We start from the raw sequence: 26,912 nt of genomic DNA, 5'->3' as shown, positions 1-26,912 counted from the left end.
TTGCACGGCGCTTGCACGCGGCGGCGACCGCACGGGGGTTCACGGCCATGGAGTTCCGGGTGCTCGGCTCGCTGGTGCTGGTGGACGGCGAGCGGGAGATCATGCTCACCAGCGCGCACCAGCGGCGCCTGCTGGCGGCGCTGCTGCTGGAGCCCGGATGCCCGGTGTCGGCCGGCCCGCTGGTGGACGCCCTGTGGGGCGAGGACCCGCCCGCCTCCGCCGCCACGACCGTCCAGTCGTATGTGTCCCGGCTGCGCCGCGTCCTCGGCCCCGGGCTGCTGCAGCGCAGCCCCGGCGGGTACCTGCTGGCCGCCGGCGCCGAGTCGACCGACGCCGGACGGTTCGAGCGGCTGGCCGCACGCGGCCGGTCCGCCGACCGCCCTGCCGACCGGATCCGCCTCCTGGAGGAGGCGCTCGCGCTGTGGCGCGGGGACGCCTTCACCGACCTCGCGCACCACCCGCCCGGCCAGGCGGAGGCCGCCCGGCTGGCGGAGCTGCGCGCCTCCTGCCGCGAGGACCGGGCGGCCGCCCTGCTCACCCTCGGCAGGTTCGCCGAGTCCGTCGCCGACCTGCGGGCCCTGACCGTCGCGGAGCCGTTCCGGGAACGGCCGTGGCGGCTGCTCATGCTCGCGCTGCACCGCTCCGGCCGCCAGGCCGAGGCGCTCGCCGCGTTCCGCGCCTACGACGGGATCCTCGCCGAGGAGGGACTGGAACCGTCCTCGGCGATCAGGGCCGTGCAGGCGACGATCCTGGCCGAACCCGACCCCGCCCCGCCCGCCGAACCCCTCACGGCCGCCCGCCGCCCGCCCCGCCCCGTCACCCCGCTGATCGGGCGGGAGGACGAACGCGCGTTCGTGCTGGACCTGCTGAAGGAGCACGCGCTCGTCACCATCACCGGCCCCGCGGGGGTCGGGAAGTCGCGCCTGGCGGCGGAGGTCGCCGCCGCCGAGGCCTCCGCCCGCCTCGACGGAGCCCGCGTCGTGCACCTCGCCGCCGTCGCCGACCCCGGCAGGGTCTGGTACGCGGTCGCCCAGGAGCTGGGCGTCAGCGGCCAGGGGCCCGACCGGCTCGCCGACGCGCTCGCCGCGCGCGACATGATCCTCGTCCTCGACGGCGCCGAGCACGTCCTGGACGCCGTCGCGGCACTGGTGACCACCGTCCTCGCCCGCTGCCCCGGCGTGACGGCGCTCGTGACCGCCCAGGAACGCACGGGCGTCGCCGCAGAGTGCGTCGTGCCGCTGTCCCCGCTGTCCGCGGACGGCGCGGACGCCCCCGCCGTCCGGCTGTTCACCGAGCGCGCGACCGCCGTCAACCCCGCCTTCCGGGCGGACGGCCCCGGCGCCGCCACCGTCGCCGCGCTGTGCCGCCACCTCGACGGGCTGCCGCTGGCGCTGGAGATGGCCGCCGCCCGCATGGGCTCCTACACGCCCCGCGACCTGCTCGACCGGCTCGACCGGCGGTTCGCGCTGCTGCACGGCGTCCGGGCCACCGAACCCGGCCGGCACCGCACCCTGCGGGCCGCGGTCGACTGGTCCTACCGGCTCCTCGCCCCCGCGGAACGCGAGGTCTTCACCGCCCTGTCGGTCTTCCCCGCCTCGTTCGACGCGCCGGCGGCCGCGGCGACCTGCGGCGGCGACCCCGAGCACGTCCGCGACGTCCTGGCCCGGCTGGTCGAGCGCTCCATGGTCACCGCGGAGCTGCGCGGCGGCCGGGCCCGGTTCGCGCTGCTGGAGACCCTTCGCGGCTACGGGCGGGACGTGCTCGCCGCCCGCGGCGACCTCGACGCCGCCCAGGGCCGGCACGCCGCCTGGGCCGCCGACCTCGCGGAACGGGCCGACGCCGGGATGCGCGGCCCCGGCGAGGCCGAATGGACCGCGCGGATCGACGACGCCCTGCCCGACCTGCGCGCGGCCTTCGCCTGGGCCTCCGCCGGACGGCACGCCGACCTCGTCCGGCGGCTGACCGTGGCGCTGCTCGGCTACGCCTACCACCGGCTGGTCCTGGAACCCGCGGACTGGGCGGCGCGGGCGCTGGAGACGGTCGGGGACGACGCCCCGGCCGCCCTGCACGTCCTCGCCGCGATCGGCCCCCTGAACAGGGGCGACCTCCCGGCCGCGGAGTCCCTCGCACGCACCGGCCACGGCCTGGCCCGTCCCGGCGCCCCGGAACGGAACATGGCCGCGCTCCTCATGGCGGACGCCGCGGGCTACGGAGGCCACGCCGAGGACGTGGCCGGGCGCGCCGCCGAACTCCTCACGGCCGCCGACCCCCACCTCCGGGCGCTCGGCCACGTGACGGCCGGCATCGCCGCGGCGTACCTCGGCCGCCCGGACGCCGCCCGCGAGCACGCCGCCCGGCTGCGGCCCCTCGCCGGCCGCGCCGCCGCCCCCACCCTCGCCGCCTGGCGGCACTACCTCGCCGGAGAGATCTCGGCCGCCGGGGACGGCATCGCCGCCGTCCACGACCTCGACACCGCGGTCCGGACCGCCCGGCAGGTCGGCAACCGGCTGATCGAGGGCGTCGCGCTGGTCGCCGCCACCGCGTGCCGCACCCGGCACGGCCGGCCCGAGGCCGCGCCGCCGGCGGTCGCCACCGCGATCGGCCACTGGCGCCGCCAGGGCGACTGGACGCACCAGTGGCCGACGCTGCGGACGGCCGCGATCCTGCTCTCCCGGCTCGGCGGCCACCGCGACGCGATCGTCCTCGCCGCCGCCGTCGCCGCCCTCGGCCCGGCGCCCTACGGCCGGGAGGCCGACGACCTCGCCGCGCTCGAATCGCGGGCCCGCTCGGCGCTCGGGCCGGCCGCGGTGGCCGAGGCGCGCGCGGCGGGCGCCGCGCTCGGCCCGGCCGACGCCGCCCTGTACGCGCTGAACGCCATCGACGCCCGATCTCGGGACGCGCGCCCGCGTGCGGGCGTCACGGACTCCGGCTGAACCAGGTGACCTGCGCCCCGTTGCCGAACGACTCGCGCCGCTCCGGCGTGAACCGGGCGGGACGGAACTCGCCCGCGAAGGCCGGTGCCCCCGCTCCGGCCACCACCGGGTAGGACTTGACGATCAGCTCGTCGATCTCGGGCAGGAGGACGGCCGCCAGCCGGCCACCGCCGGCGAGCCAGATGTCCTTGTCGCCCTTCTCGGCCTTGAGCTCCCGGACGGTGCCGAGCGGTTCCCGCACCAGCTCGACGCCCGGATCGTCGATCGCCTCCAGCGAGGTGGACGCGACGTACTGGCGAACGTGCGCGTACGGGCTGGTCACGCCGATGTCGAGCGCGGGCCGGTAGGTTCCGAGGCCCATGATCAGCGTGTCGAACCGCTTGTTGGGAGCGTCCTCCAGCCCGGCCCGCGGGCGGACGTGGGTCGGGACGGTCTCCGGATACCGCTCGTTGATCCAGGCCGCCATGTCGTCCCCGAGCGGGTAGAAGTCGACCTCGCCGCGGGGGCCGGCGATGTAGCCGTCGATGCTGACGCCGACGTAGTAGACGAGTTTTCGCATACCGACACTCCACTCGTAGTACTCTCTCTGTAGTGATTTGAACGTAGTACTACAGATGGAGTGGTGTCAACATGCGGCGGAACACCGAACGGAGGGCGGCCCTGGTCGACGCCGCCATCGAGGTGCTGGCCAGGGAGGGCGCGCGCGGGCTGACGTTCCGCGCCGTGGACGCCGAGGCGGGCGTGCCGACCGGCACCGCCTCCAACTACTTCGCCAACCGGGACGACCTGTTCACCCAGGCGGGCGGCCGCATCTACGAGCGCCTCACACCGGACGCCGCCACCGTGGCCGGGGTGCGCGAGGGCCCGCGCGACCTGGCCAAGGTCACCGAGATCCTGCGGGAGACCGTCGGCCGGATCGCCGAGTTCCGCACCGGCTACCTCGCGCTGCTGGAACTCCGCCTGGAGGCGACGCGGCGGCCCGCCCTGCGCGCCGTCCTGACCGACCGGGTGCGGGCGGACGTCGAGACCAACATCGCCCAGCACCTGGACTCCGGCCTGCCCGGCGACGCCACCTCGGTCCGCCTCCTCTACCTCGCCCTCAACTGGCTGATCGTCGAGCACCTGACCCTGCCGGGCGTGTTCTCCGACGAGGAGGTCCAGGAACTGGTGGGGCTCGCGGTGGAGCGCGCCGCCCCGCGCGAGGACGGCTAGGAGAGCGGCCGGCCGGGGCCCTTCTTGATCTGGTCGACGAAGAGCCGGGCGAGCGCCCGCTGGCCCGCGACCGTCGGATGGTAGCTGCGCGGCTCCGCCTCCAGCGCCGCCAGGTTCAGCGTCAGGCCGTTCATGTAGGCGTCCTTGCTGCCCACCTCGTGGCCTGCGAACGCGCTGTAGGCGTCCACGAACTCCACGCTGCCGGGGCGCCGCCCGGAGACCTTCCGCGCGTCCGCCTCCGCCACCGACTGCCGGATCAGCCGGTCCAGGTCGTAGGTGCGCGCGTTCAGCCAGCGCTGGTCCGACACCGTGATGTTGTCCCCGTCCGCGCCGCTGACCTCGGAGAACGCCTTCGGGTACCCCATCACGACCACCCGCGCCCGGGGCGCCCGCTCGGTGATCTTCGCGATCAGGTCGGGCAGGCTCCGGCGGAGCTCGGCCATCCGCCCGGCGATCTCCTCGCCCTGCGCGGTGCAGCCCTTGCTCCACGGCAGCCGCACCACGCAGCCCGCCAGCACCCTGGAGAACCCGACGTCGTTGCCGCCGATGCTGATCGTCACCAGGCTCGTGTCGGCGCCGATGCGGCCGATCTGCGGGGGCTCACCGCCCCGCCCCTTCAGCACGTCGCCGGTCCTGGCGCCGGAGCACGCCCAGAACGCACTGCCCTTCGCGAAGCGGAACGCCTTCGAGACCTCGTGGTAGTACGCCTTGGACGTCCGGTGGCAGCGGTCGAGCGGGTTCTGGTCGGCCACCGTCGCCTCCGCGCCGACGCCCGCCGAGTAGGAGTCGCCGAGCGCGACGTAGGAGCCGCGCGTCGCCACCTCCAGCGGAGTCGGCGCCCTCGTGGTCGCCACCGGGTCGGCCCGCGCCTCCGGCGCCGGCGTCCGGCACCCGCTCCCGAAGACCTCGCACCGCGCCGCCGGCAGCAGGACCAGCGGGACGACGGCCAGGGCCAGCAGCACCACCAGCAGGGCGAGCGCGGCCCTCCGCTCGCCGAGACGGCCCCGCACCCACGCGACCGGGCTGATCATCGTTCTCCTTCGCGTCCCAAGGTCCAGACGTCCGTGAGCCGCCCCGGGTTCCCGCCTTTACATTGTAGATCTACTCCAGTGGCGCCCACATGACGAGGCGCGGGCCGAGTTCGTGCAGGCCGGCCTCGATCTCGGCCTCCCAGTGGGCCCTGAGACCCGGCCCCCAGCGCTCCGGGGGCAGCTCGGCGAACCCGTGCCGGGCGTACCAGGGGCCGTTCCACGCGACGTCCCGGAACGTCAGCAGGCTGACCCCGGGCGACCCCGCGGCGGCGGCCCGCGCCTTCACCTCGTCCAGCAGCCGGGCGCCGATCCCCCGCCCCACCAGGTCGGCGCGCACCGAGATCTGCTCCAGGTGGACGGCCCCGTCGACCTCCTCGACGGCCGCGAACCCGACCGGCGGATCGCCCGCCACCACGATCTCGGCGCCCTTGGCGATCATGTGCTCGACCACGGGCGGGCCGGGCGGGAAGACGATCCCGATCTCGTGGAACATGGGGTCGCCCGAGTTCTCGATCGCCCCCAGCCCCGGCAGATCCGCGGGCCCGGCCAAACGCACCGTGTAGTCCATTCCGCGATCGTAGGGCCGCGCCGGTCAGGCGTAGAAGCGCATATGCCACTCCAGCGGGGGCTCGCCGTAGGCGTCGCCCGGCGGGTTGGGGCCGAACTCGACCTCGCTGCCGTGGGCGAGCTCGATGATGGCGGCGCCGGCCTCGACCGTGTCGCGCCAGTGCTCGGGGACGGCCCGCGCGCCGTACCGCGCCCCGAGCAGGTGGCCGCAGAGGGCGCCGGTCGAGTCGCTGTCGCCGGAGTGGTTGACGGCGAGCAGCAGCCCGCGCGGGACGATCTCCAGCGGGTACCCTCCCCCCGCCTCCGCGGCGAGCGCGGCGTGGACGGCGATGGCGAGCGCCTCGGGGCCGGTGAAGCCGCGTCCCAGGCTCTCCACCCGCTCGGGGGAGGGCCGGCCGCTCCCCGCGAGCTCGACGGCCCGGTCGAGCGCGGCGGCCGTCTCCTCGTGGCCCGGGTGCTTGCGCAGCTCCGCCATCGCCTGCCGCACGGCGTCGGCGAGCGCGGCGCCGTGAACGAGCGCCGACACCGCCACGGCGAGCGCCCCGGCCGGGAGGCGGCCTGACGGGTGGCCGTGGGTGAGGGCCGCCGTGCCCTGGCCGCGCGCGAAGACGGCCTCGGGATCCGGGTGGCCGAATCCGGCCGGTGCCGCGCGGACCGTCCCCGCGCAGCCCTTCGAGTCGTTGACGGGCTCGTCCACCGTGCCGAGCGGCCATCCCGGCTTGCCGCGCTCCCCCGCCGCGAGGAGCGCGGCCCGGGTGGTGCGGCTGACGCCCCGGCGGGCCATGACGGCCGGGGCGTGCAGCGCCGGCCCGGTGGCGTGCAGGTCACCCGCCGGGAACCGCTCGCCCTGGACCCTCATCCACGAGAGGTAGTTGGACTGCACCAGGCCGAAGTACGCGCCGCCGATCCCCCTGGAGCGGGCCCGGATGGACGCCTGGAGGCCCGCCTGCGCGGTGAGCAGGCAGAGCTGCGTGGCCTCCCCGATCTCGGGCCGCCCCGTGTACCCGGTCACGCCGCCGGGCCCGTACGCCTCCCGGATCGCCTCCAGCGACATGCCCTCCACGGGCCGGCCCAGCGCCTCGCCGACCGCCCCGCCGAACAGGCACCCGCGCATCCGATCACCCATCGTCTCCGCCATAACCGAACACGGTAACGACACCGCCCGCACCGCGGCCGCCTCCGCCATCGACGCCGGCCCTTCGATGATCACGATCTCCGTGGCGCGGTGGACCTCGTGCGGTAGCGGGGTGGGGTTTCCGTCTGGGTGGGGAGTTGGATCACCCGTGGGAGGGAGGTCTCGGTCTTGCGGGTGGTCGTTCACTTGCTCTGAACGATCCCCGAGGACGAGAAGGGCCTGATCAATGGCAGGGAACGCTGTGTCGCTCGTCCGGCGCGTGCACGGAAGGACCGTCGACGGTGCGCCGCGGTGGGCGGTGTGGGCCGCCTACGGCGCCAGCCTGGTCGTGCTGCCGTCCTGCATTTGGCGGATCGCGCTGGGCTTCGGCGCGCCGATCGGCCCGCTCATGCCGAGCGACGGCGACACGCACGGCGACGTGCCCGGCTGGGTGCCGATGTGGTCGTACACGATCCTGCTGAGCATCGTCAGCGAGTTCCTCGCCTTCCTGGCGGTGGGACTGGTGAGCCGGTGGGGCGAGGTGTTCCCGTCCTGGATGCCCCTCGTCGGCGGCCGCCGGGTGCCGACCACGGCGGCCGTCCTGCCCGCGGGCATCGGCGCGCTGCTCCTGATCCTCCTCACCTCCTCGCGCGTGCCCGGGTTCGACACCTTCACCGCGCCGGACGGGAGCACGGTGTACATAGAAGGGTGGCGGCTCGGCCTGTTCATCGTGTCCTACGGGCCGCTCCTGGCGTGGGGCCCGCTGCTCGCCGTCGCCACCGCCGCCTTCTACCTCCGGCGGAGGAGGGCGCGGTCGTGACCGGGACAGGACGCCGCGCCCGCCGGAAAAGCGGATGCGGTGCCGGGCGGACCGCGGTGATGCTGGGGCATGGCCTGGACGCTGACCAGTGATCTCGAAGAGTTCCGCGCGCGGGCGGGCGGCTTCCTGCGGGCCGACCCCGTCCGCAACACCGTCGCGCTCACCGTGATCGAGGCGATGCGGAAGCAGGGACCCGGCCTCTACGAGGGCGCGCTGTTCGGATGGTGGCCGCGGGACGGGCGGGTCGCGGCCGCCGTCCTGTGGGCCGGCGCGAACCCGCCGATGCTGAGCGCGATGCCGGACGGCGCCGCGCGGGACCTCGCGGACGCGCTCGCCGCGCGGGGCGCGACCGTGCGGGGGGCCAACGGGGCGCCCCGCGCCGCCGAGGCGTTCGCGGGGGCGTGGACCGCCCGGACGGGGGCGGCGTCACGGGTGGTGATGCGGCAGCGCCTCTACCGGCTGGGGAAGCTGGAGGCGCCCGACCCGGCACCGGACGGCGCCGCGCGCGTCGCGGGGGACGCCGACCGGGGCCTGGTGCTGGACTGGTTCGCGGCGTTCCACCGGGACGTCGGCGAGCACGGCGAGGTGAACACGGCGATGGTCGACGGGCGGCTCCGCGCGGGCGGCGTCCTGCTGTGGGAGGCCGGCGGCCGCCCGGTGGCGATGGCCGGGCGGACCCCCGCCGTCGGCGGGATGGCGCGGGTGGCGCCCGTGTACACGCCGGCCGGGCACCGCCGCCGCGGCTACGGCGCCGCGGTCACCGCGGCGGCGACCCGGGACGCGCAGGACGCCGGCGCCGCCGACGTCGTGCTGTTCACCGACCTCGGGAACCCGACGAGCAACGGCGTCTACCGGCGGCTCGGCTACCGGCCGGTGGAGGACCGGGTGGTGCTGGCGTTCACCTGACGCCGGCCTCCTTCATGTCGCGCAGCTCCCGCTTGAGCTCCTTGATCTCGTCGCGGAGGCGGGCCGCCAGCTCGAACTGCAGGTCGGTGGCGGCCTGGTGCATCTGGTCGGTCATCTGCTCGATCAGGGCCTCCAGCTCCTCGCGGGGCCGCTCTCCGACGAGGTCGGCGGCGTGCCGGCCGACCTCCTTGGTGCGGGACGCGAGGCCCGGGACGGGGGCCTTGCCGCGGGACTGCTGGCGCCCGGCGCCGCCGATGAGGGTCTCGGTGTCGGCGTCCTCGCGGGCCAGGGAGTCGAGGATGTCGGCGATGCGCTTGCGGAGGGCCTGCGGCTCGATGCCGTGCTCCTCGTTGTAGGCACGCTGCTTGGCGCGGCGCCGGTTCGTCTCGTCGATCGCCCGTTCCATGGACGGCGTGACCGTGTCGGCGTACATGTGCACCTGGCCGGACACGTTGCGGGCCGCGCGGCCGATCGTCTGGATGAGGGACGTCTCGGAGCGCAGGAACCCCTCCTTGTCGGCGTCCAGGATCGCGACGAGGGAGACCTCGGGCAGGTCGAGGCCCTCGCGCAGCAGGTTGATGCCGACGAGGACGTCGAACTCGCCGGCGCGCAGCTCGCGGAGCAGCTCGATGCGGCGCAGCGTGTCGACCTCGCTGTGCAGGTAGCGGACCTGGATGCCGAGTTCCAGGAGGTAGTCGGTGAGGTCCTCGGCCATCTTCTTGGTGAGCGTGGTGACGAGGACGCGCTCGTCGCGCTCGGTGCGCTCGCGGATCTCGTGGATCAGGTCGTCGATCTGGCCCTTGGTGGGCTTGACGACGATCTCGGGGTCGATGAGGCCGGTGGGGCGGATGACCTGCTCGACGACGTCGCCCTGGACGCGGTTCATCTCGTAAGGGCCGGGCGTCGCCGACAGGTAGACGGTCTGGCCGATCCGGTCGAGGAACTCCTCCCACTTGAGCGGCCGGTTGTCCATGGCGGACGGCAGCCGGAACCCGTGCTCGACCAGCATCCGCTTGCGGGACGCGTCGCCCTCGTACATGGCGCCGATCTGCGGGACGGTCTGGTGGGACTCGTCGATGACGAGGAGGAAGTCCTCCGGGAAGTAGTCGAGGAGGGTGTTGGGGGCGCTGCCGGGGCCGCGGCCGTCGATGTGCCGGGAGTAGTTCTCGATGCCGGAGCAGGTGCCGACCTGGCGCATCATCTCGATGTCGTAGGCGGTGCGCATGCGCAGCCGCTGCGCCTCCAGCATCTTGCCCTGCCGCTCCATGACGGCGAGGGTCTCCTCCAGCTCGGCCTCGATGTCGCGGATGGCCCGCTCCATCCGCTCGGGCCCGGCGACGTAGTGGGAGGCGGGGAAGACGTACAGCTCGTCGTCCTCGGTGATCAGCTCGCCGGTGAGCGGGTGCAGGGTGGCGAGCTTCTCGATCTCGTCGCCGAACATCTCGATGCGGACGGCGAGCTCCTCGTACTGCGGGATGATCTCGATGGTGTCGCCGCGGACCCGGAACGTGCCGCGGGTGAAGGCGAGGTCGTTGCGGGTGTACTGCATGCCGACGAGCTGGCGGAGCAGGTCGTCGCGGTCGATCTCCTGGCCGACGTGCAGGCGGACCATCCGGTCGACGTACTCCTGCGGCGTGCCGAGGCCGTAGATGCAGGACACCGACGCGACGACGACGGTGTCGCGGCGGGTGAGCAGCGAGTTGGTCGCCGAGTGCCGCAGCCGGTCGACCTCGTCGTTGATCGAGGAGTCCTTCTCGATGTAGGTGTCGGTCTGCGGGATGTACGCCTCGGGCTGGTAGTAGTCGTAGTACGAGACGAAGTACTCGACGGCGTTGTTCGGCAGCATCTCGCGCAGCTCGTTGGCGAACTGGGCGGCGAGGGTCTTGTTCGGCTGCATGACGAGGACGGGCCGCTGCAGTTTCTCCACCAGCCAGGCGATCGTGGCGGTCTTGCCGGTGCCGGTGGCGCCGAGCAGCACGGCGTCCTTCTCGCCGCCCTGGACGCGGGCGGTGAGCTCGGCGATCGCCTGCGGCTGGTCGCCCGACGGCGTCATCTCGGTGACGACCTCGAACGGCGCCACCCGGCGCCGCAGATCCGTGATCGGGCGCATCGGCATCTCCCTGGTCCGGCGTACTCCCTGCTCCCCCACTGTATGCAGCGGGTGGGACATTCCCGTCCCGTGCGGCTCAGGCACGGCTCAGGACGCCGGGAGCGGGATCCGGGCGCGGACGGCGTAGCCGCCCTCCCGCGGCCCCGCGTCGAAGCTGCCGCCGAGGGCGGTGACCCGCTCGCGCAGCCCGACCAGGCCGTTCCCGCCGCTCGGCAGCCGGTGTTCGGGCCGGGCCGTGGACGGCTCGTTGGCGATCTCCACCTCGATCGCCTCGGGCAGCAGGCCGAGGTCGACGCGGGTGTCGGCGGCCCCGGCGTGCTTGTGCACGTTGGTGAGTGCCTCCTGGACGAGGCGGTAGACCGTCCGCCCGACGGCGACGGGCATCGGGCGCTCGTCGCCGCGGATCACCAGGTCGACGCGGAGCCCGGCGGCGCCGGACTGGTCGACCAGCTCGCGGACGTGGGCGAGGGTCACGGCCTCCTGCGGGAGGGCGTTCTCCCCCTGCCTGAGCACGCCGATGACGTGGCGCAGCTCCTCCAGCGCCTGGCGCCCCATGTCGCCGATGACGGAGGCCGTCTCGGCGGCGCGGGCGGGGTCGCGGACGGCGATCGCCTTGAGCGCGCCCGCGTGGACGACCATGACGCTGATCCGGTTGGCGACGACGTCGTGCATCTCCCGGGCGATGCGGGTGCGCTCCTCGCCCCGCGCGCGCTCCGCGAGCAGGTGCTGTTCCCGTTCGAGCCGTGCCGTGCGCTCCTGAAGCGATGCGATCAGCTGCTTCCGCGCGCCCATGTAGAGGCCGAGCAGGACGGGGACGGCCACGAACGCGATGCCGAAGATGGACTGCGCGAGGAAGCTCTCCGTGTTCGACGTCGGGGAGGGGAAGGCCAGCCCGGCGACGTAGGCGGCGACCGCGAGCACCACCACCGTCCGGCGGGACGTGGTGTAGGCGGCGAGCGAGTACATGATGACCAAGGCCGCGAAGACCCCCGCGCCGGTGACGGTGCCGAACACCACCATGAACACGGTGAGGCCCACGGGGTGGAGGCGCCGCACCACCAGGGCCAGCCCGAGGACGACGCTGCAGGCCGACACGACCGGTGGCGGGAGCCAGAACATCTGGTCCGCGAACCACAGGAAGACGCTGTCGAAAATGGCGAGGGTGAGGGCCAGCGCGATGTCGAAGGCGCGCGAACGCCGCGTGGGCCATGCCCCCGCCACCCAGCCCCGCACGTGCATGGCGACGAGCCTATAGCGACCGGAGGGGCGGATTGTCGCACATGTGAGCGAACCCCTTACCTGCAGGGCTTTTCCGGCCCATGACCCCTCGTTACGATGAACGACGCGCCGATTTGGGACGGGGTAGCCACCGACAATGACCCGATTCACCGACTGGTTCGGGAAGAACGCCGACGCGGTGATCGCGCTCGTGCTGGCCGTGATCGTCGCGATCCTCGGGCTCGGGGTGAACCTGCCGAACGAGGACGAGATCACCAACAGCGGGATCCTCGCCGTGATCGGCCTGCTGGCGACGTCGGTGCTGCGCGACCGCGGGCGGCGGATCCCGGTCGAGGCGGAGGTCCGCGACACGCTGCGCGCGTCCTCGGCCACGCTCGACGACCTGAGCGGCAAACTCGCCCACATCGAGACGTTCGAGGGCGTCCTGTCCGACACCAAGCGCGCGCTGGACGAGACGGCGGTCGTGCGGGTCATCAGCGGGGCCCAGGTGGCGCAGGTGCTGGCGGAGGCCCGCCGCGACACCGACCGCTGGTTCTTCAAGGGCGGGACGGGGACCTACATCCGCGCGCGGACGCTGCCCGAGTGCGTGAGCGCGGCCCGGCGGGAGCGGCGGACCCTGCTGTTCCGCCTGGAGATCCTCGACCCGACGAACGTGGAGGTGTGCGAGGCGTACGCGCGGCACCGCCGGTCGGTGTCGGACGGCCCGGACGCGACCGGCGAGCCGTGGACGCTGGAGCGCACGCGCAAGGAGGCGTACGCCACGCTCCTCGCCGCGTGCTGGCACAAGCAGCGGTTCGCGATGCTCGACATCGACATCGGCCTGGCGCAGACCATGACGACGCTCCGCTACGACCTGGCGTCCTCCCGCGTGGTGGTCACCCGCGACGACCCGCGCGGCGAGGCGCTGGTCGTCGACAGCAGCAAGTTCTACTACAGCTGGGTGAGCGCGGAGCTCCAGACCAGCCTGGACCAGGCGCGCCGGGTCCCGGTCGAGCAGGCCCGGCTGGCCCCGCTGGACGACGAGCCCACGGTCGAGGAGGCCCGCAAGCTCTTCGAGGTGATCGGAATCGACCTCGCGCCGTCCTACACCGACCGCGACGTCATCGAGATCATCCGCAAGGCGCTGCGCGCCAAGGACCCGTACGAGTGATGACCGGATGAGGCCGCCGCCGTGAGGTACGAGGAGATCCGGGAGCAGATCCGCGCCGGGACCGCGGCGCGGACGCTGCCCGCGTGGGCGGAGGGCGTCCTCGGCGAGATCCTGGACGGCGCCGCGGCGGAGGGCTCGCCCGCCCCGGCCGTGCGGCACCCGCTCGGCTTCCTGTGCCTCCCCGTGGAGCGCAGCGGCGACCTCGGCGTGTGCCTGCACATCTGGACGCCGGAGGTGCGGCCCGCCCCGTCCACCACGTCGCCGGTGCACTGCCACAGCTGGGACCTTGTCAGTTTCGTCCTTTACGGGACGGTACGTAATGTGCGGATGGACATCGACGACGCCTCCGGCGGTGCCGAGCAGCAGATCTTCGAGGTCGTCAGCCGGGACGGCGTCGACGAGCTGACGGCGACCGGACGCGCCGTCCGCTGCTCGCCGGGCCCGTCCAGCACGCACCGGACGGGCGAGTCCTACACATTGCCCGCGGGTGTGTTCCACAGCACGCTCATCGAGGACGGCAGGGACGCGGCCACGATCGCCCTCGGCCGCCAGTCCCCGGGCGGCGGCGACCTGTCGCTCGGCCCGCTGGACGTTCCCACGCACCAGGTGCGCCGTTCACGTTCCGACCATGGCGACACCGTGCGCGCCCTGCGGCGCTCGGCGCGCAGGATCGCCGCGGCCCACTGCTCGGCGGGCCGGTAGGCCGCCGCGACCGACTGGAGAGGCCGATGAGACCCACGACCCCGGCGGAGGCCCTTCCGGTCGATCTCTCGGAGGCCCGCCGCGTGGCGGTGGAGGCGGCCGAGGCGGCGGGCGCCCTGCTCGCCGCGGGCGTGGGCGGGCCGCTCGGGGTGCGCGCGAAGGGCACCGGCGGCGACGTCGTGACGGAGCTGGACACGGCCGCCGAGGACCTGATCCTGGGGCTGCTGCGGGCGGCGTACCCGCGGCACCGCATCATCGCCGAGGAGTCCGGCGTCCTCGACGGCGCGCCCGGCGAGGACATGGTGTGGCTCGTCGATCCGCTGGACGGCACCAACAACGTCGCGATCGGCATGCCCGTCTACGCGGTGGGGCTGGCGTTGTGCTGGCGCGCCGAGCCCGTCCTCGGCGTCGTCCATGACCCGGTCTCGGGGCGGACGTGGTCGGCGGTGCGCGGCTGGGGCGCGCGCGGGCCGGCCGGGAAGCCGCTCACGCTGCCCGCCCGCCCGCGCCCGGGACGTGCGAAGAACCCGGTCCTGGCCTGGACGCAGGGCCACGCGGTCGGGCCGGACGACCGGACCGCCTTCGCCCTGCGCTCCTCCCTGGAGCGCCGGTGCGCGCGGATGCTGCAGCTGTGGGCGCCGCTGGTGGGGTGGGCGATGCTGGCGCGCGGCGACATCGACGGGATCGTCGGCTACCTGCCGGAGATCGTGGACCTGCCCGCCGGGGCCCTGCTGGCGGCCGAGGCGGGCGCCGAGCTGCGCCGGCTGGACGGGAGCCCGTACCGGCTGGAGATCGACCGTCCGGCGTCCGAGCTCGGTTTCGTCGCGGCGCGCCCCGAACTGCTCGACCGCCTTCTGGAGACGGCCGCGGAGGCCGGGCGGCACGACGGCCGCCCCCGCGTCGCGGGCCGGCCCGGCCTCACGGGGTGAACCGGAGGCTCACCGGGTGAGCCAGAGGGCCCCGACCGAGGCGGCGCAGCCCGTCACGGCGAGGACCGTGCCCGCGAGCACGAACTTCCTGATCGGCACGCGGACGTCCCAGCGCCGGCACCACTCGAACCACAGCAGCGTGGCCAGCGACCCCCACGGGGTGATGACCGGCCCCACGTTCGTCCCGGTGAGCAGGGAGAGCAGCTGGTCCTTGTTCGCCGGCGGCACGGCCGACTCCCCCGCCACGTAGGCGGGGAGGTTGTTGAGGACGTTCGACAGCCCCGCCCCGGCGAACGCGGCCCGGAACGCCCCGGCCAGGCCGCCGTCCTCGCCGACCAGGCCGCGCATCACGTCGTCCAGCCCGAACCTCTCCAGGGCGGGCACGACGAGGAACAGCCCGGTGACGAACACCATCAGCTGCCAGGGGATGAGCGACGGGCGGAGGGCCGACCGGTCGCGCAGGGCGAAGGCGGCCACGGCCACGGCGGCGGCGACGGTCGCGGCGATGCCGAGCTGTATCCCGGTGTGGACGCCGCCGAGGATCGCCCCGATGAACAGCAGGCACGCCGCCCCGGCGGCGGAGAACAGGACCCGGTCGCCGATGGGCGCCGGGGCGGGCGGCTCGTAGGCGTCCTCGCCGCGCATGCGCCTCCGCCAGTAGAACCACCACAGCAGGACCATCGTGACGGCCAGGACCGCGAGCTGCGGCGCCCACATACGGGCGGCGAACGCGCGGGTCTGCAGCGCCACCCGGTCGGCGGCGAGCAGGTTGGTCAGGTTGGACACCGGCAGCAGCAGGCTCGCGGTGTTTGCGAGCCACACCGTCGTCATGGCCAGCGGAAGGGTCGCGATCCGCGCGCGCGCCGCCAGCGCCAGCATGACCGGGGTCAGCAGGACGGCGGTCGTGTCGAGGTTGAGGAAGATCGTGGTGAGCGAGGCGAACGCCACGCACAGCAGGAAGAGCGCCGCGTAGTTGCCGCGCCCGGCCCGGGCCATCCGCTGCGCGATCGCGTCGAAGACCCCGGCCTCCTTGGTCAGCTCCGCCAGGATGATGACGCTGAACAGGAAGAGCAGCAGCGGCGCGATCCGCTCCACGCTGGCGCGGGCCGTGGCGGGGGGCAGGAGGCCGGTGGCCACGAACACGACGCCGACGGCGAGCACGCCGATGCGGATCCAGTCGAGGATCCCGAGCGAGCCGGCGGCGCGGCGCAGGGTCTCGGACCGAGGGGACTGCACGCGCGCCATGATCCCATAGGCGCCGCGGCGCGCTGCCGTCCGCGGCCCGGCCGCGCGATACTGGCGGCATGACTCCCCCCGGCCACCCCCAGGAGCGCCCGACCGACTTCTTCATCAGCTACTCGCCGGCCGACGAGCGGTGGGCGTCCTGGATCGCCTGGCAGCTGGAGGCCGCCGGGCACCGGACGATGATGCAGGCGTGGGACTTCGTGCCCGGGACGAACTTCATCGACTTCATGGACCGGGGCCTCTCGGAGGCCAAGGCCGTGGTGGCGGTCCTGTCGCGCAACTACCTGCGGTCCCGGTACGGGCGGCTGGAGTGGATGGCGGCGCTGCGGGCCGACCCGGACGACCCGGCGCGCAAGCTCGTCACCGTCCGCATCGAGGACTGCCCGATCGACGGCCTGCTGTCCACGATCACCTACGTCGACCTCGTCGGCGTCGACGACCCGGACGAGGCGCGGGGCCTGCTGATGCGGCGCATCCGGGAGGCCCTCGCCGGCCACGCCCGGCCCCTGGACGGCCCCGGCTTCCCCGGCGGCCGCTCCGCGCCGCCCGGCCGGGCGGCGCCGCTCCCAGGCCGCCTGGAGCCGTCTGAGGGCGCCCAGGAGCCGTCCGGGCCCGGGCGGCAGGACCCGTCCGGGGAGCGTCCCGCCCGCCGGGCCCCCGCCGCCGCGCCGGCGTTCCCCGCGGCCGACGCCGGGGACGAGCCGCGCGAGCGGCTGAGCGTCCTGCACGTGTCGGGGCCCCGGTTCGGCCGCACCCTCGCCGAGCCCGGCGAGCCCACCACGGCCGCGGAGCTGCAGGACCGGATCTGGAGCGACGTGACGCGGCTGGCCGACGCCGGCGTGCCGCGCCCCGACCTGCTCGTCGTGACCGGCAACATCACCCACTCGGGCAGCCGCAAGGAGTTCGCCGAGGCGCTGTCGTTCCTGACGAGCCTGCGCGCCCTGCTCGGCCTGGAGGCGCAGCGCGTCGTCGTCGTGCCGGGGACCCACGACGTCACCCGCGCGGCCTGCCAAGCGTACTTCTCCAGCTGCGAGGCCGACGACATCGAGCCGCAGCCGCCGTACTGGCCGAAGTGGCGGCACTACGCGAACCTGTTCAAGGAGTTCTACCAGGGCATCGACGCGCTCATCTTCGACAGCGCCCAGCCGTGGACGCTGTTCCCCGTCCCCGACCTGAAGGTGGTCGTGGCCGGGCTCAACTCGACCCTGCCGCAGACGCACCGCGAGGAGGACCGGTACGGGCGCGTCGGCCAGGCGCAGGCCGCCTGGTTCAACGAGCGGCTCCGGCATTTCGAGGACGAGGGCTGGCTGCGCCTGGGAGCGATCGAGCACACTCCCATCCCCGGCGAGCCCGGCGCGCTGCGCGACCCCGAGACGGTGGAGTCGCTCCTCGGCGGCCACGTCGACCTGTTCTTCCAGGGCACGGAGTCGGAGTTCGGCGCGATCCCCCTGCTCGGCGGCGGTGTCCCGGCCGTGCCGGCGCTCGGCCCCGGCCGGCACCAGACCATCGTCCTGCACCGGGACGGCCTGGAGAGGTGGATCCCCGAGGCCGCCGCCCGGCGCGGCCCGGAACGCCTCGAACGGGCCTGGCCGAACGTGGACGGAACGTTCCCGCCCTCGCGCACGGAGGTCCCGCCCGCCCCGCCCGCCCCGGAGCTCGGCCCGGGGGCCGAGGACGGCGCCGACCCGGTCCCCGATCCCACGGCGCGCCTGCTCGACCGCCTCACCGAGGCGTGCGAGACGCGGTTCGAGCGGGCGACCATCCGGCGCGTCGTCCCACCCGCCGGTCCGGACGGACGGCAGGACCCGCCGCACCTGCTCCTCACCCACCTGGAGGACGGGTTCGTCCGCCAGTACCGCATCGGCGCCCACGTGGGGCAGGTGACGGAGGAGGACGTCGACGCGTTCGTCCGGCACGTCCACGCCGACGGGACCGACCACGGCTCGGAGCTGGTCTACCTGGGGCCGGCCCCCGCGCGGTCGGTGCGCGACGACGCGCTGCGGCGGGGCATCCGCGTGCGCAGCCTCACCGAATTCCAGGGCCTGGTCGACCTGTCGGAGTACGTGACCGCCCAGACCAGGCGGCTCTCCGCGGAAGGCCTGTACCCGCCGTCCCTGTACGTCCCGCAGCGGTACCGGAACCTCGACCGCCTGCGCCCCGAGACCGGCCCGCAAGAGGAGCGCTCCGCGGCCGACGTCCACGAGGACGTCGTCGGCGAGATGCTGCGGCTGCTCGCCGCGGACCACGGGCGCTTCCTGCTGCTCCTCGGCGACTTCGGCCGCGGCAAGACGTTCGCGCTGCGCGAGCTGGCCCGCCGCATCCCCGAGGAGCTGCCGCACGTCATCCCGATCCTCATCGAGCTGCGGGCCCTCGACAAGGCGCACTCGGTGGACGGCCTGGTCGCCGCGCACCTGGCCAACCACGGCGAGGAGCTGATCGACCTCAAGGCGTTCCACTACATGCTCCGCCAGGGGCGCATCGTCCTGCTCTTCGACGGGTTCGACGAGCTGGTGACGCGGATGACCTACGACCAGGCCGCCGACCACCTCGACACCCTGCTCCAGGCCGCCCAGGACAAGGCCAAGGTCGTCGTGGCGAGCCGGACGCAGCACTTCGAGTCCCAGGCCCAGGTGCTGACCGCCCTCGGCGAGAAGGTCGGCGTGCTGCCGCACCGGCGCGTCCTCGGCCTGGAGGAGTTCACCCCGCCGCAGGTCCGCTCCTACCTGGTGAACCGGTACGGCAGCGAGGACGCCGCCGAGGCGCGCCTCGGCCTGCTGACCGGCATCGAGGAGCTGCTCGCGCTGACGTCCAACCCCCGGATGCTGTCGTTCATCGCCGACCTGCCCGACGACCGGCTGCGCGCGGTCGCGCAGGCCCGCCGCGCGGTCAGCCCGGCCGACCTGTACCACGAGATCCTCTCGTCCTGGCTCGCCTACGAGGCCGAGCGGGTCGGCGGCGCCGGCGGGCCGTCCGGGCTGAAGAGCGACGCCATGTGGCAGGCCGTCGGCACGCTCGCGCTGCGGCTCTGGGACGGCGACGAGCAGTTCCTGCGCCTCGCCGAGCTGGCCGACGTCGCCGAGACGCTCACCGGGCTCGCCGGCGGGCGGATGTCGTCCCACCAGGTCACGCACGCCGTCGGCGCGGGCAGCCTGCTCGTCCGCACCCCCGAGGGGCTGTTCGGGTTCATCCACACGTCGGTGATGGAGTGGCTCGTCGCGCGGCACATCGCCGACGAGTTCGCCCGGGGCGCGGCGCCGGCCGTGCTGGGCCGCCGCGCCCTGACCCAGCTGATCGTCGACTTCCTGTGCGACCTCGCCGACACCCGCGCCTGCCAGGCCTGGGCGGCCGGCGTGCTCGCCGACCCCGACGCCGACGACACCGCCCGCGCCAACGCGATCCGCATCACCACGCGGCTGCGCACGCCCGCGCACACCGACCTGCGCGGCGCGCACCTGCAGGGCGAGGACCTGTCCTACCGCGACCTGCAGGAGGTGGACCTGACCGGCGCCGACCTCACCGACGCCCAGCTCGTCGGCGCGAACCTGTCGCGCGCCGTCCTGCGGGACGCGTCGCTGGCGGGCGCGCGCCTGGACGAGGCCAGGCTGACCGGCGCCGACCTGCGCGGCGCCGACCTGTCCCGGGCCCGCCTCGCCCGCGCCGACCTGCGGGACGTCGCCGTGGACGGCAGCCGCTGGACCCGCGCCGCGCTCGTCGCCGCCGACCTGCCCGACCGGATCGCCGCCGCGCCCGAGCTGCGCGAGGCCGCCGTCGCGCCCGGCCGCCCCATCGACATCCAGGTCGCCCCGGCCGCGGTGGGCGTCCCCTACGGGTTCCACTTCCAGACCAGCCGGCTCCCGCAGCCCCTCTCCTACAGTCCGGGCGGGTCCGTCGTCGCCATCGGCGGCGAGGACGGCGGCGTCCTCATCTGCGACGCCGTCACGGGCACCCCCCTGCGCACGCTCCAGGGCCACACCGACCGCGCCTACGCCGTCGCCTTCGACCCGGCGGGCAACGTCCTGGCGAGCGGATCCGCCGACGGCACCGTCCGGCTGTGGGACCTCGCCACCGGCCACGGCACGCACACCCTCGCCGTCCACCCCGACGGCGTGTGGCCCGTGGTCGTCGGCGGGCGCTCGGCGGCGGGCGGCGACCTCGTCGCGGCGGGCGCCGCCGACGGGACCATCCGCATCTGGGACATCGTGTCCGGCGTCCCGCTGCACGAGCTCGCCGGACACACCGCCCCCGTCTACACCGCCGTGTTCGACCCGGCCGGCTCCCTCATGGTCACCGGCGACTCGGGCGGCACGCTGCGCGTCTGGGACCTCACCACCGGCGCGCTCCTGCGGGAGCTGACCGGCCACCGCGGCGCCGTGTTCCGGGCCGTCTTCCACCCGGACGGCTCCCTCCTCGCCGCCGGGGACGAGGCCGGCGTCGTCCGGCTCTGGGACATCCGCACCGGCGAGATCAGGCAGGAGCTCCTCGGCCACACCGGGCGCGTCTACGCCATCGCGTTCCACCCGGACGGCACCCTGCTCGTCACCGGCGACACCGACGGATCGGTCCGCCTCTGGGAGGACGGCCGGCAGCGGGCCGTCCTGTCCGGCCACGGCGGCGGCATCTACCAGGCGACGTTCAGCCCGGACGGCGGCCGCCTCGCCACCGCCGACAGCGCCGGGTCCGTCCGGCTCTGGGACCCGCGGACCGGGCGGCAGCGCCTGGAACTCGCCGGCCACCGCGGCGCCGTGTGGCCGTTCGCGTTCCGCCCCGACGGCGCCCAGCTCGCCACCAGCAGCAACGACGGCACCGCCCGGCTCTGGGACGCCGAGACCGGCCAGTGCCGCACCGTGCTGCGCGGCCACGGCCGCCGCGTCACCGGCGTCGCGTTCAGCCCCGACGGCGGCATGCTGGCCGGCAGCGGCAACGACGGCCTCGTCCGGCTCTGGGAGCCGCGCTCGGGCCGGATGCTCCGCGAGCTGCGCGGCGTCGCCGACAACCTCACCGCCGCCTCGTTCAACACCCGCGACTCCCAGCTCGCCACCGCCACCAACGACGGCGGCGTCCACCTGTGGCAGGCGGGGACCGGCCTGTTCGAGCGCGAGCTGAACGTGGAGACCGACCACGTGTGGGCGCAGGCGTTCGCCCCCGCGGGCGACGTCCTCGCCACCGCCAACGACGACGACTCCGTCCGGCTCTGGTACTGGACGACCGGCCGCGAGATCGTCAACCTCGCCGACCACCGGGGCCGCGTCCGCTCCATCGACTTCCAGCCGGGCGGCGCCCTGCTCGCGACCGGCTGCGACGACGGTCTCGTCCGGCTGTGGCACCCCCGCACCGGCGAACTGACCGCCGTGCTGCGCGGCCACACCGACCGCGTCTACCAGGTGGCGTTCTCACCGTCCGGCGAGACCCTCGCCAGCGCGAGCAACGACGGCACCGTCCGCCTCTGGGACCCCACCACCGGCGAGGCCCTGCACACCCTCGCCGACCACGCCGGCCGCCTCTGGACGACCGCGTTCCACCCGTCCGGGGCCCTGCTCGCCAGCGCGGGCGACGACATGGTCGTCCGCCTGTGGAACCCCTCCAGCGGCCGCCTCCTGCACACCCTCGCCGGCCACACCCGCCGCATCTGGTCGGCCGCCTTCAGCCCGGACGGCTCCCTCCTGGCCAGCGCCGGCGACGACGGCGCCATCATCCTCTGGGACGTCACCGACCACACGGCCCCCGCCCGCCGCACGACACTGCTAGGCCTGGCCGAGGGTTGGGCGGCCCTGGCCCCCGACGGCCGCTACAAGTGGGAGGGCAACGCCACCGCCGAGTTCTGGTACGCCGTAGGCATGTGCCGCTTCGAACCCGGCGAACTGGACCCCTACCTCCCCGAAGTCCACCGCCTCCCCCTAGACGCCCCCTTCTAGGAGGCGGCGCGGCGGGTCAGGGCCTTCCAGAGGGCGTCCACCTGGGTTTTCAGGGCGTCCAGGGTGCCGTTGTTCTCGATCACGTGGGTGGCCACCGCGCGGCGGGCCTCGCGGGTCGCCTGGTTCGCCATGCGGGCTCGGGCGTCCTCTTCGGTCATGCCGCGGCGGGCCACCAGGCGGTCCAGCTGGGTCTCCTCGGGCGCGTCCACGACGACCACCTCGTCGTACATGTCGGCCAGGCCGTTCTCCGTGAGGAGGGGAACGTCGTAAACGACGACCGCGTCCTCGGGGGCGGCCTCCATCAGCTGCCGCATCCGCTCCCCCACCAGGGGGTGGACGATCGCGTTCAGCGCCGCCAGCCGCTCGGGGTCGGTGAAGACGATCTTGCCGACCTTCTCGCGGTCGAGGGCGCCGGAGGGCAGCAGCACCTCCTCGCCGAACTCGGCCACCACGGCGGCCAGGCCCGGGGTGCCCGGCTCGACGACCTCGCGGGCGATCTTGTCGGCGTCGATGACCAGCGCGCCGTGCCGCTCCAGGCGCGCCGACACCTCGCTCTTGCCCGAGCCGATCCCGCCGGTGAGTCCCACTTTCAGCACGGGCTCACCCTAGCCGTCAGGCCTTCGCCGCCGGGACGAGGGGCTTGCGCATGTGGACGAGCGTCAGGTGCGCGGCGACGCGCTCCCGGTGCGTCTCGCTGTAGCCGAGGCGGCGGTACAGGCGAAGATTCGCCTCGCTCAGGTGGCCGGTGAACAGCACGCACGCGTCGGCGCGGCCGGCGACCTCCTGCTCCAGCGCCGCCATCAGCCGCCGCCCGATGCCGCGGCCCTGCAGGTCCGGGACGACCACGAGCCGCCCCACCAGGCAGGTGTGGTCGCTGAACTGGGCGCGGACGGCGCCGACGAGGCGCCCGCCGAGCATCGCCTTCAGCACCACGGCGTCGCCCGCGAGCACCTTCCGCAGCTGCTCGCCGGACTCGACCAGCGGCGGGATGAACGGGTCGCCGTACAGCTGCGCCTCGGCGACGTACGCGGCCCGCTGGACGGTCATCAGCTCGCCCGCGTCGCCGGGGCCCGCACGCTCGATCACGACCGTCAGCTCGTCCATGGGCCCTCTCCCGGCGGGGGGCCGGCCCCCGGCACCCCCCGGTTCGCTTCGCTCATACGCCGTCTCCCGGTGGGGGGACGACCCCCCACACCCCCCGGTTCGCTTCGCTCATCCGACGACCCTAGTGGCGGACGGCTCTCACCGCCCGATCCGGACCGTCACCGCCACCGGATAGTGATCGGACGCGTCCGACTCGGGCACCCCGTAGTCGGTGACGAGCACCCCGTCCGACCCGAAGACCCAGTCGGTGCTGGCGCCGTCGGACCTGGTCGGGTACCCCTCGCCGCCGATCGCGGTGTTGCGCAGGTCGGTGCCGTCGGTCATCGCGGTCAGCTCGCGGCTGCCGGCGCCCGCGTTGAAGTCGCCGCCGATGAGGGTGCGGGGCGCCCCGCCCCAGGCCCGCAGCAGCGTCGCGATCGACCGGAGGCGCTCGTCGACCTGGTCGTCGCCGCCCTCCAGGTGCGTCGACCACACGTCCATCGTGGTCCTCCCGACAGCGAGCCGGGCCCACACGTAGCCGCGGATCTGCGACCAGTCGCCCTTGCGCATCCGGCCCGTCCCGGAGCTGCGCACCGGAAGCGACGTCAGGATCGCGTTGCCGAACTGCCCGTCGGCGGCGGGGCCCCAGATCAGCTTCATGCCGAGGCGCCGCGACAGCCACACGCCGACGTCGGTGGTGCCGGACAGCAGCGATCCCCGCCCGGCCTCCTGCAGCAGGACGACCTGGGCGCGCTGCCCCTCGATGACGCGGGCGATGCCCTCCGGGTCGAGCCGCCCCGACTGGTTGACCGCGTCGTGGATGTTGTAGCTGAGCACCCGAACCTGGCCGTTGGCGGGCGCCGCCGGGGCGTCCCCGTCCGGGGCGGCCACGGTGAACACCAGCGTGCCGATCAGCAGCGCCAGCGCGGCGGCGCCGGCGGTCAGCGCGCGCAGCGGCGCGCGGGCGGGCAGCGGGCCGCCGCGGGCCGCCGCGAAGGCGGCGAGGGCCCCGAGCAGGATCCCGGCGAGGCCCGGCAGCACGTTGTTCGGGAACGGCAGCGGCGACACGGCGCTGATCTGGTACGGGATCAGGATCGCGGCGATGAGCAGGCCGCCGAGCGCGGCGCCAGCGTCGACCCGCCACACCGGCCCGCCGGCCCCGGAGCGGCGCAGCGGCGCCCGGCACGCCACCGCGAGCAGCCACGCCGACAGCACCTGCCCGACGATCACGATGGGGACGACCTCGACGCCGGAGAGCGCGTACGTCCCGGCGACGGCGCCGGCCCCGACCCCGAGCAGCGTCCCGCCGAACACGCAGACGCCGCCCGGCACCGCGCGCACGGCGAGCCCCGACGCCAGGAACGCCAGGGCGAGGCCCTGCCCGGCGACGATCGCGATGTGCGCGCCGGTCAGCGACTGCCAGCCGGACGAGGCGATGAACGCGGGGCTGGACAGGACGAGGACCTGCAGCGCGAGGAACGGCCCGAACGCGGCGGCGCCGATCGCGTCCCGCCAGGAGATCCCGGGCGCGGTGACGGGACCGGACGCCAGCTCCCGGTAGAGCGCGGCGGCGCCGACCGCGACGAACACCAGGCACGCCAGCCAGGGGCCCACGCCGTCCCGCCACACCGGATCCCACGTGGCGAAGCACATCCGCACGGCGGCGTCGATGGACAGGCCCGCGACGGTGGCCGTGGCGAAGCCGACGCCGGACAGGCCGCGGGCGCCCTCGTACAGCGCCGCGACGGCGATCATGCCGATGGCGGTGCCGGCGAACGCCAGCCAGGTGCGCGGGTCGATGGCCTGCGCGAGGAGCCGGACGGCGAACAGGCCGCCGATGCCGGTGAGCAGCAGCGCGCGGGGGCCGGCGGCGCGGCGGATCAGCGGCGCGGCGAACCCGGCGAGGTAGATGACCGCGACCCCCACGGCCGCCGCCGCGGTGCCGGTCTGGTCGGCGAAGTGGTCGAGCTGGGGCAGCGAGAACCGCAGGGTCTGCGCGAGGACCGCGACGGTGACCGCGATCAGCGCGAGCCTGGCGGGGCCCTGCGGGACGATCGAGGGTCCGGCCGCGGCGGGGCCGCCTGTCCTCGTGCCTACGTCTGTGCTGGCCAATTGAACGAGTGCTCCCGGGGGACGAGCGGACCTGCGGGATTGGCGGACGCGCCTGGGCTGCGCCTGCGCCGGCGACCAGGTGTCGCCGCCGGAGGCCATCGTGACGCAAACCGAGCACGGCCGGAGGCCGATCCAGAAGATCGTTCTCCGGCCGTGTCCGGGACGTTCACCGGCTCGCCGCGCGGGGCCGCCGGAGCGGCCGGGCGCGGCGGGCGCGCGTCAGCGGGCCGTCACTGGCCGCCGGAGAGCTTCTCCCGCAGCGCCGCGAGCGCCTCGTCGGTGGCCAGGGCGCCACCGCCGGACTCGCTCTCGCCGCCGCCGGAGTAGGAGGTCTCGCCGCCGGTGGCCGCGGGCTCGGCGCCCGCCTCGGCCTCGGCCTTGCGGGCCTCCTCGATCTGCTTGCGGTGGGCGTCGAAGCGGGCGCGGGCCTCGGCGTACTGCCGCTCCCACGTCTCGCGCTGCTCGTCGAAGCCCTCCAGCCACTCGCCGGTGTCTGCGTCGAAGCCCTCGGGGTACTTGTAGTTCCCCTGGTCGTCGTACTCGGCGGGCATGCCGTACAGGGTCGGGTCGAAGTCCTCTTCCTCGATCCCGGCGGCGCCCTCGTTGGCCTGCTTGAGCGACAGGCTGATGCGGCGCCGGTCGAGGTCGATGTCGATGATCTTCACGAAGATCTCGTCGCCGACCTGGACGACCTGCTCGGGGATCTCCACGTGGCGCTCGGCCAGCTCGGAGATGTGCACCAGGCCCTCGATGCCCTCCTCGACCCGGACGAACGCGCCGAACGGCACCAGCTTGGTGACGCGGCCCGGCACGACCTGGCCGATCTGGTGGGTGCGGGCGAACTGCTGCCACGGGTCTTCCTGGGTCGCCTTGAGCGACAGGGAGACGCGCTCGCGCTCCATGTCGACGTCCAGGACCTCGACCGTGACCTCCTGGCCGACCTCGACGACCTCGGACGGGTGGTCGATGTGCTTCCAGGACAGCTCGGAGACGTGCACGAGCCCGTCGACGCCGCCGAGGTCGACGAACGCGCCGAAGTTGACGATCGAGGACACGACGCCCTTGCGGACCTGGCCCTTCTGCAGGGTGTTGAGGAAGGTCTGGCGGACCTCGCTCTGCGTCTGCTCCAGCCAGGCGCGGCGGGACAGCACCACGTTGTTGCGGTTCTTGTCCAGCTCGATGATCTTGGCCTCGAGCTCGCGGCCCACGTAGGGCTGCAGGTCGCGCACGCGGCGCATCTCGACGAGCGACGCGGGCAGGAAGCCGCGCAGGCCGATGTCGAGGATGAGACCGCCCTTGACGACCTCGATGACCGTGCCGGTGACGATGCCGTCCTCGTCCTTGATCTTCTCGATCGTGCCCCAGGCGCGCTCGTACTGGGCGCGCTTCTTGGACAGGATCAGCCGGCCCTCCTTGTCCTCCTTCTGGAGGACGAGGGCCTCGACGTGGTCTCCGGTGGAGACGACCTCGTTCGGGTCCACGTCGTGCTTGATGGACAGCTCGCGCGAGGGGATGACGCCCTCGGTCTTGTAGCCGATGTCGAGGAGGACCTCGTCACGATCGACCTTGACGACAGTGCCTTCGACAATGTCGCCGTCGTTGAAGTACTTGATGGTCTCGTCGATCGCCGCGAGGAAGGCTTCCTCGGACCCGATGTCGTTGACCGCTACCTGCGGGGTGGTCGAGGTGGCCTCGGTGCTGCTCGTCATGTGTCGGCTGGCTCCGGTACGGACATGGAAGTCGTATGGGGTTGTGCGCGGAGGGCCGTTTTCCGCCCTGCCGAAGACCGGATTGGAACGCGGTCGCCGCCGCGTCAGTACACCGAACCGTTGTCGCCGACCTGACCG

Annotated in this window: 19 protein-coding genes; 8 read left to right on the top strand and 11 right to left on the bottom strand. The window is 74.3% G+C overall.

Annotated features, from left to right (window positions below; translation table 11 throughout):
• Positions 1-47: 47 nt before the first annotated feature.
• Positions 48-2,933 (top strand): ATP-binding protein, encoded by a 2,886-nt coding sequence (locus BM339_RS04310; RefSeq protein WP_075019939.1) that lies wholly within the window; start codon positions 48-50, stop codon positions 2,931-2,933.
• Here the strand turns inward: BM339_RS04310 and BM339_RS04305 are convergent.
• Complete coding sequence (locus tag BM339_RS04305) at positions 2,917-3,492, bottom strand: dihydrofolate reductase family protein (RefSeq protein WP_075019938.1); 576 nt, start codon at positions 3,490-3,492, stop codon at positions 2,917-2,919. The genes BM339_RS04310 and BM339_RS04305 overlap by 17 nt on opposite strands.
• 71 nt (positions 3,493-3,563) lie before the next feature.
• Here BM339_RS04305 and BM339_RS04300 point away from each other — a divergent pair, with 71 nt between their 5' ends.
• On the top strand, positions 3,564-4,145 hold the full coding sequence (locus tag BM339_RS04300) for a TetR/AcrR family transcriptional regulator (RefSeq protein WP_021599619.1): 582 nt from the start codon (positions 3,564-3,566) through the stop codon (positions 4,143-4,145).
• Here the strand turns inward: BM339_RS04300 and BM339_RS04295 are convergent.
• The 3 genes from BM339_RS04295 to BM339_RS04285 form a co-directional block, all read right to left on the bottom strand.
• Positions 4,142-5,176: an SGNH/GDSL hydrolase family protein gene (locus BM339_RS04295; RefSeq protein WP_075019937.1), complete on the bottom strand. Its 1,035-nt coding sequence runs from the start codon at positions 5,174-5,176 to the stop codon at positions 4,142-4,144. The genes BM339_RS04300 and BM339_RS04295 overlap by 4 nt on opposite strands.
• Positions 5,177-5,246: 70 nt before the next feature.
• Complete coding sequence (locus BM339_RS04290) at positions 5,247-5,744, bottom strand: GNAT family N-acetyltransferase (protein ID WP_075019936.1); 498 nt, start codon at positions 5,742-5,744, stop codon at positions 5,247-5,249.
• 24 nt (positions 5,745-5,768) lie between these two features.
• The gene (locus BM339_RS04285; RefSeq protein ID WP_052357969.1) at positions 5,769-6,881 is read right to left on the bottom strand and encodes an ADP-ribosylglycohydrolase family protein; all 1,113 of its coding nucleotides are present in this window, start codon (positions 6,879-6,881) and stop codon (positions 5,769-5,771) included.
• A gap of 223 nt (positions 6,882-7,104) precedes the next feature.
• Between BM339_RS04285 and BM339_RS04280 the strand changes: the two genes are divergently transcribed.
• Together BM339_RS04280 and BM339_RS51145 are read left to right on the top strand one after the other, a co-directional pair.
• Positions 7,105-7,677 carry a hypothetical protein gene (locus BM339_RS04280; RefSeq protein ID WP_052357968.1) on the top strand — a complete coding sequence of 191 codons (573 nt, stop codon included), beginning with the start codon at positions 7,105-7,107 and terminating at the stop codon, positions 7,675-7,677.
• Positions 7,678-7,746: 69 nt separating this feature from the next.
• The gene (locus tag BM339_RS51145; RefSeq protein ID WP_075019935.1) at positions 7,747-8,583 is read left to right on the top strand and encodes a GNAT family N-acetyltransferase; all 837 of its coding nucleotides are present in this window, start codon (positions 7,747-7,749) and stop codon (positions 8,581-8,583) included.
• Here BM339_RS51145 and uvrB read toward each other — a convergent pair.
• A complete protein-coding gene (gene uvrB / locus BM339_RS04270; protein WP_021598744.1) occupies positions 8,576-10,693 on the bottom strand; it encodes an excinuclease ABC subunit UvrB in 2,118 nt (705 codons plus the stop codon). The genes BM339_RS51145 and uvrB overlap by 8 nt on opposite strands.
• Before the next feature lie 87 nt (positions 10,694-10,780).
• Positions 10,781-11,932, bottom strand: coding sequence for a sensor histidine kinase (locus BM339_RS04265; RefSeq protein ID WP_075019934.1), 1,152 nt, complete (start codon positions 11,930-11,932; stop codon positions 10,781-10,783).
• Between the two features lie 136 nt (positions 11,933-12,068).
• Here BM339_RS04265 and BM339_RS04260 point away from each other — a divergent pair, with 136 nt between their 5' ends.
• Genes BM339_RS04260 through BM339_RS04250 form a run of 3 tightly spaced genes read left to right on the top strand, consistent with a single transcriptional unit; the run spans position 12,069 to position 14,713 of the window.
• On the top strand, positions 12,069-13,082 hold the full coding sequence (locus BM339_RS04260; protein WP_021598742.1) for a hypothetical protein: 1,014 nt from the start codon (positions 12,069-12,071) through the stop codon (positions 13,080-13,082).
• A gap of 21 nt (positions 13,083-13,103) precedes the next feature.
• The gene (locus BM339_RS04255) at positions 13,104-13,784 is read left to right on the top strand and encodes a hypothetical protein (protein ID WP_075019933.1); all 681 of its coding nucleotides are present in this window, start codon (positions 13,104-13,106) and stop codon (positions 13,782-13,784) included.
• A gap of 26 nt (positions 13,785-13,810) precedes the next feature.
• Positions 13,811-14,713 (top strand): inositol monophosphatase family protein, encoded by a 903-nt coding sequence (locus BM339_RS04250; protein ID WP_075019932.1) that lies wholly within the window; start codon positions 13,811-13,813, stop codon positions 14,711-14,713.
• 9 nt (positions 14,714-14,722) lie between these two features.
• On the opposite strand, the gene BM339_RS04245 is transcribed toward BM339_RS04250, so the two are convergent.
• Positions 14,723-15,949, bottom strand: a complete 1,227-nt coding sequence (locus BM339_RS04245; protein WP_075020144.1) for an ArsB/NhaD family transporter — start codon at positions 15,947-15,949, stop codon at positions 14,723-14,725.
• 68 nt (positions 15,950-16,017) lie between these two features.
• Here BM339_RS04245 and BM339_RS04240 point away from each other — a divergent pair, with 68 nt between their 5' ends.
• Entirely contained in the window at positions 16,018-21,870 is a 5,853-nt protein-coding gene (locus tag BM339_RS04240; RefSeq protein WP_075019931.1) for a WD40 domain-containing protein, read from the top strand.
• Here BM339_RS04240 and coaE read toward each other — a convergent pair.
• The 4 genes from coaE to rpsA all read right to left on the bottom strand — a co-directional run bounded on the left by coaE (position 21,867) and on the right by rpsA (position 26,774).
• Complete coding sequence (gene coaE / locus BM339_RS04235) at positions 21,867-22,466, bottom strand: dephospho-CoA kinase (RefSeq protein ID WP_075019930.1); 600 nt, start codon at positions 22,464-22,466, stop codon at positions 21,867-21,869. The genes BM339_RS04240 and coaE overlap by 4 nt on opposite strands.
• 16 nt (positions 22,467-22,482) lie before the next feature.
• Positions 22,483-22,974, bottom strand: coding sequence for a GNAT family N-acetyltransferase (locus BM339_RS04230; RefSeq protein ID WP_021600180.1), 492 nt, complete (start codon positions 22,972-22,974; stop codon positions 22,483-22,485).
• A 138-nt stretch (positions 22,975-23,112) separates the two neighbouring features.
• Positions 23,113-25,065, bottom strand: a complete 1,953-nt coding sequence (locus tag BM339_RS04225; protein ID WP_024936538.1) for an endonuclease/exonuclease/phosphatase family protein — start codon at positions 25,063-25,065, stop codon at positions 23,113-23,115.
• A 230-nt stretch (positions 25,066-25,295) separates the two neighbouring features.
• Entirely contained in the window at positions 25,296-26,774 is a 1,479-nt protein-coding gene (rpsA, locus tag BM339_RS04220; protein WP_075019929.1) for a 30S ribosomal protein S1, read from the bottom strand.
• Between the last annotated feature and the right edge of the window lie 138 nt (positions 26,775-26,912).

It is taken from the genome of Actinomadura madurae, assembly GCF_900115095.1.
Classification (GTDB): Bacteria; Actinomycetota; Actinomycetes; order Streptosporangiales; family Streptosporangiaceae; genus Spirillospora; species Spirillospora madurae.
The sequence above is the reverse complement of the archived record's forward strand: the minus strand, read 5'-3'. Positions and strand labels throughout refer to the sequence as shown.

Coding starts and splice junctions, on each gene's coding strand:
- BM339_RS04300 (WP_021599619.1), top strand. CDS start 3,564: ATGCGGCGGAACACCGAACGGAGGGCGGCCCTGGTCGACGCCGCCATC.
- BM339_RS04285 (WP_052357969.1), bottom strand. CDS start 6,881: ATGGCGGAGACGATGGGTGATCGGATGCGCGGGTGCCTGTTCGGCGGG.
- BM339_RS51145 (WP_075019935.1), top strand. CDS start 7,747: ATGGCCTGGACGCTGACCAGTGATCTCGAAGAGTTCCGCGCGCGGGCG.
- BM339_RS04290 (WP_075019936.1), bottom strand. CDS start 5,744: ATGGACTACACGGTGCGTTTGGCCGGGCCCGCGGATCTGCCGGGGCTG.
- BM339_RS04230 (WP_021600180.1), bottom strand. CDS start 22,974: ATGGACGAGCTGACGGTCGTGATCGAGCGTGCGGGCCCCGGCGACGCG.
- BM339_RS04265 (WP_075019934.1), bottom strand. CDS start 11,932: ATGCACGTGCGGGGCTGGGTGGCGGGGGCATGGCCCACGCGGCGTTCG.
- BM339_RS04240 (WP_075019931.1), top strand. CDS start 16,018: ATGACTCCCCCCGGCCACCCCCAGGAGCGCCCGACCGACTTCTTCATC.
- BM339_RS04250 (WP_075019932.1), top strand. CDS start 13,811: ATGAGACCCACGACCCCGGCGGAGGCCCTTCCGGTCGATCTCTCGGAG.
- BM339_RS04260 (WP_021598742.1), top strand. CDS start 12,069: ATGACCCGATTCACCGACTGGTTCGGGAAGAACGCCGACGCGGTGATC.
- rpsA (WP_075019929.1), bottom strand. CDS start 26,774: ATGACGAGCAGCACCGAGGCCACCTCGACCACCCCGCAGGTAGCGGTC.
- BM339_RS04280 (WP_052357968.1), top strand. CDS start 7,105: ATGGCAGGGAACGCTGTGTCGCTCGTCCGGCGCGTGCACGGAAGGACC.
- uvrB (WP_021598744.1), bottom strand. CDS start 10,693: ATGCGCCCGATCACGGATCTGCGGCGCCGGGTGGCGCCGTTCGAGGTC.
- BM339_RS04295 (WP_075019937.1), bottom strand. CDS start 5,176: ATGATCAGCCCGGTCGCGTGGGTGCGGGGCCGTCTCGGCGAGCGGAGG.
- BM339_RS04305 (WP_075019938.1), bottom strand. CDS start 3,492: ATGCGAAAACTCGTCTACTACGTCGGCGTCAGCATCGACGGCTACATC.
- BM339_RS04310 (WP_075019939.1), top strand. CDS start 48: ATGGAGTTCCGGGTGCTCGGCTCGCTGGTGCTGGTGGACGGCGAGCGG.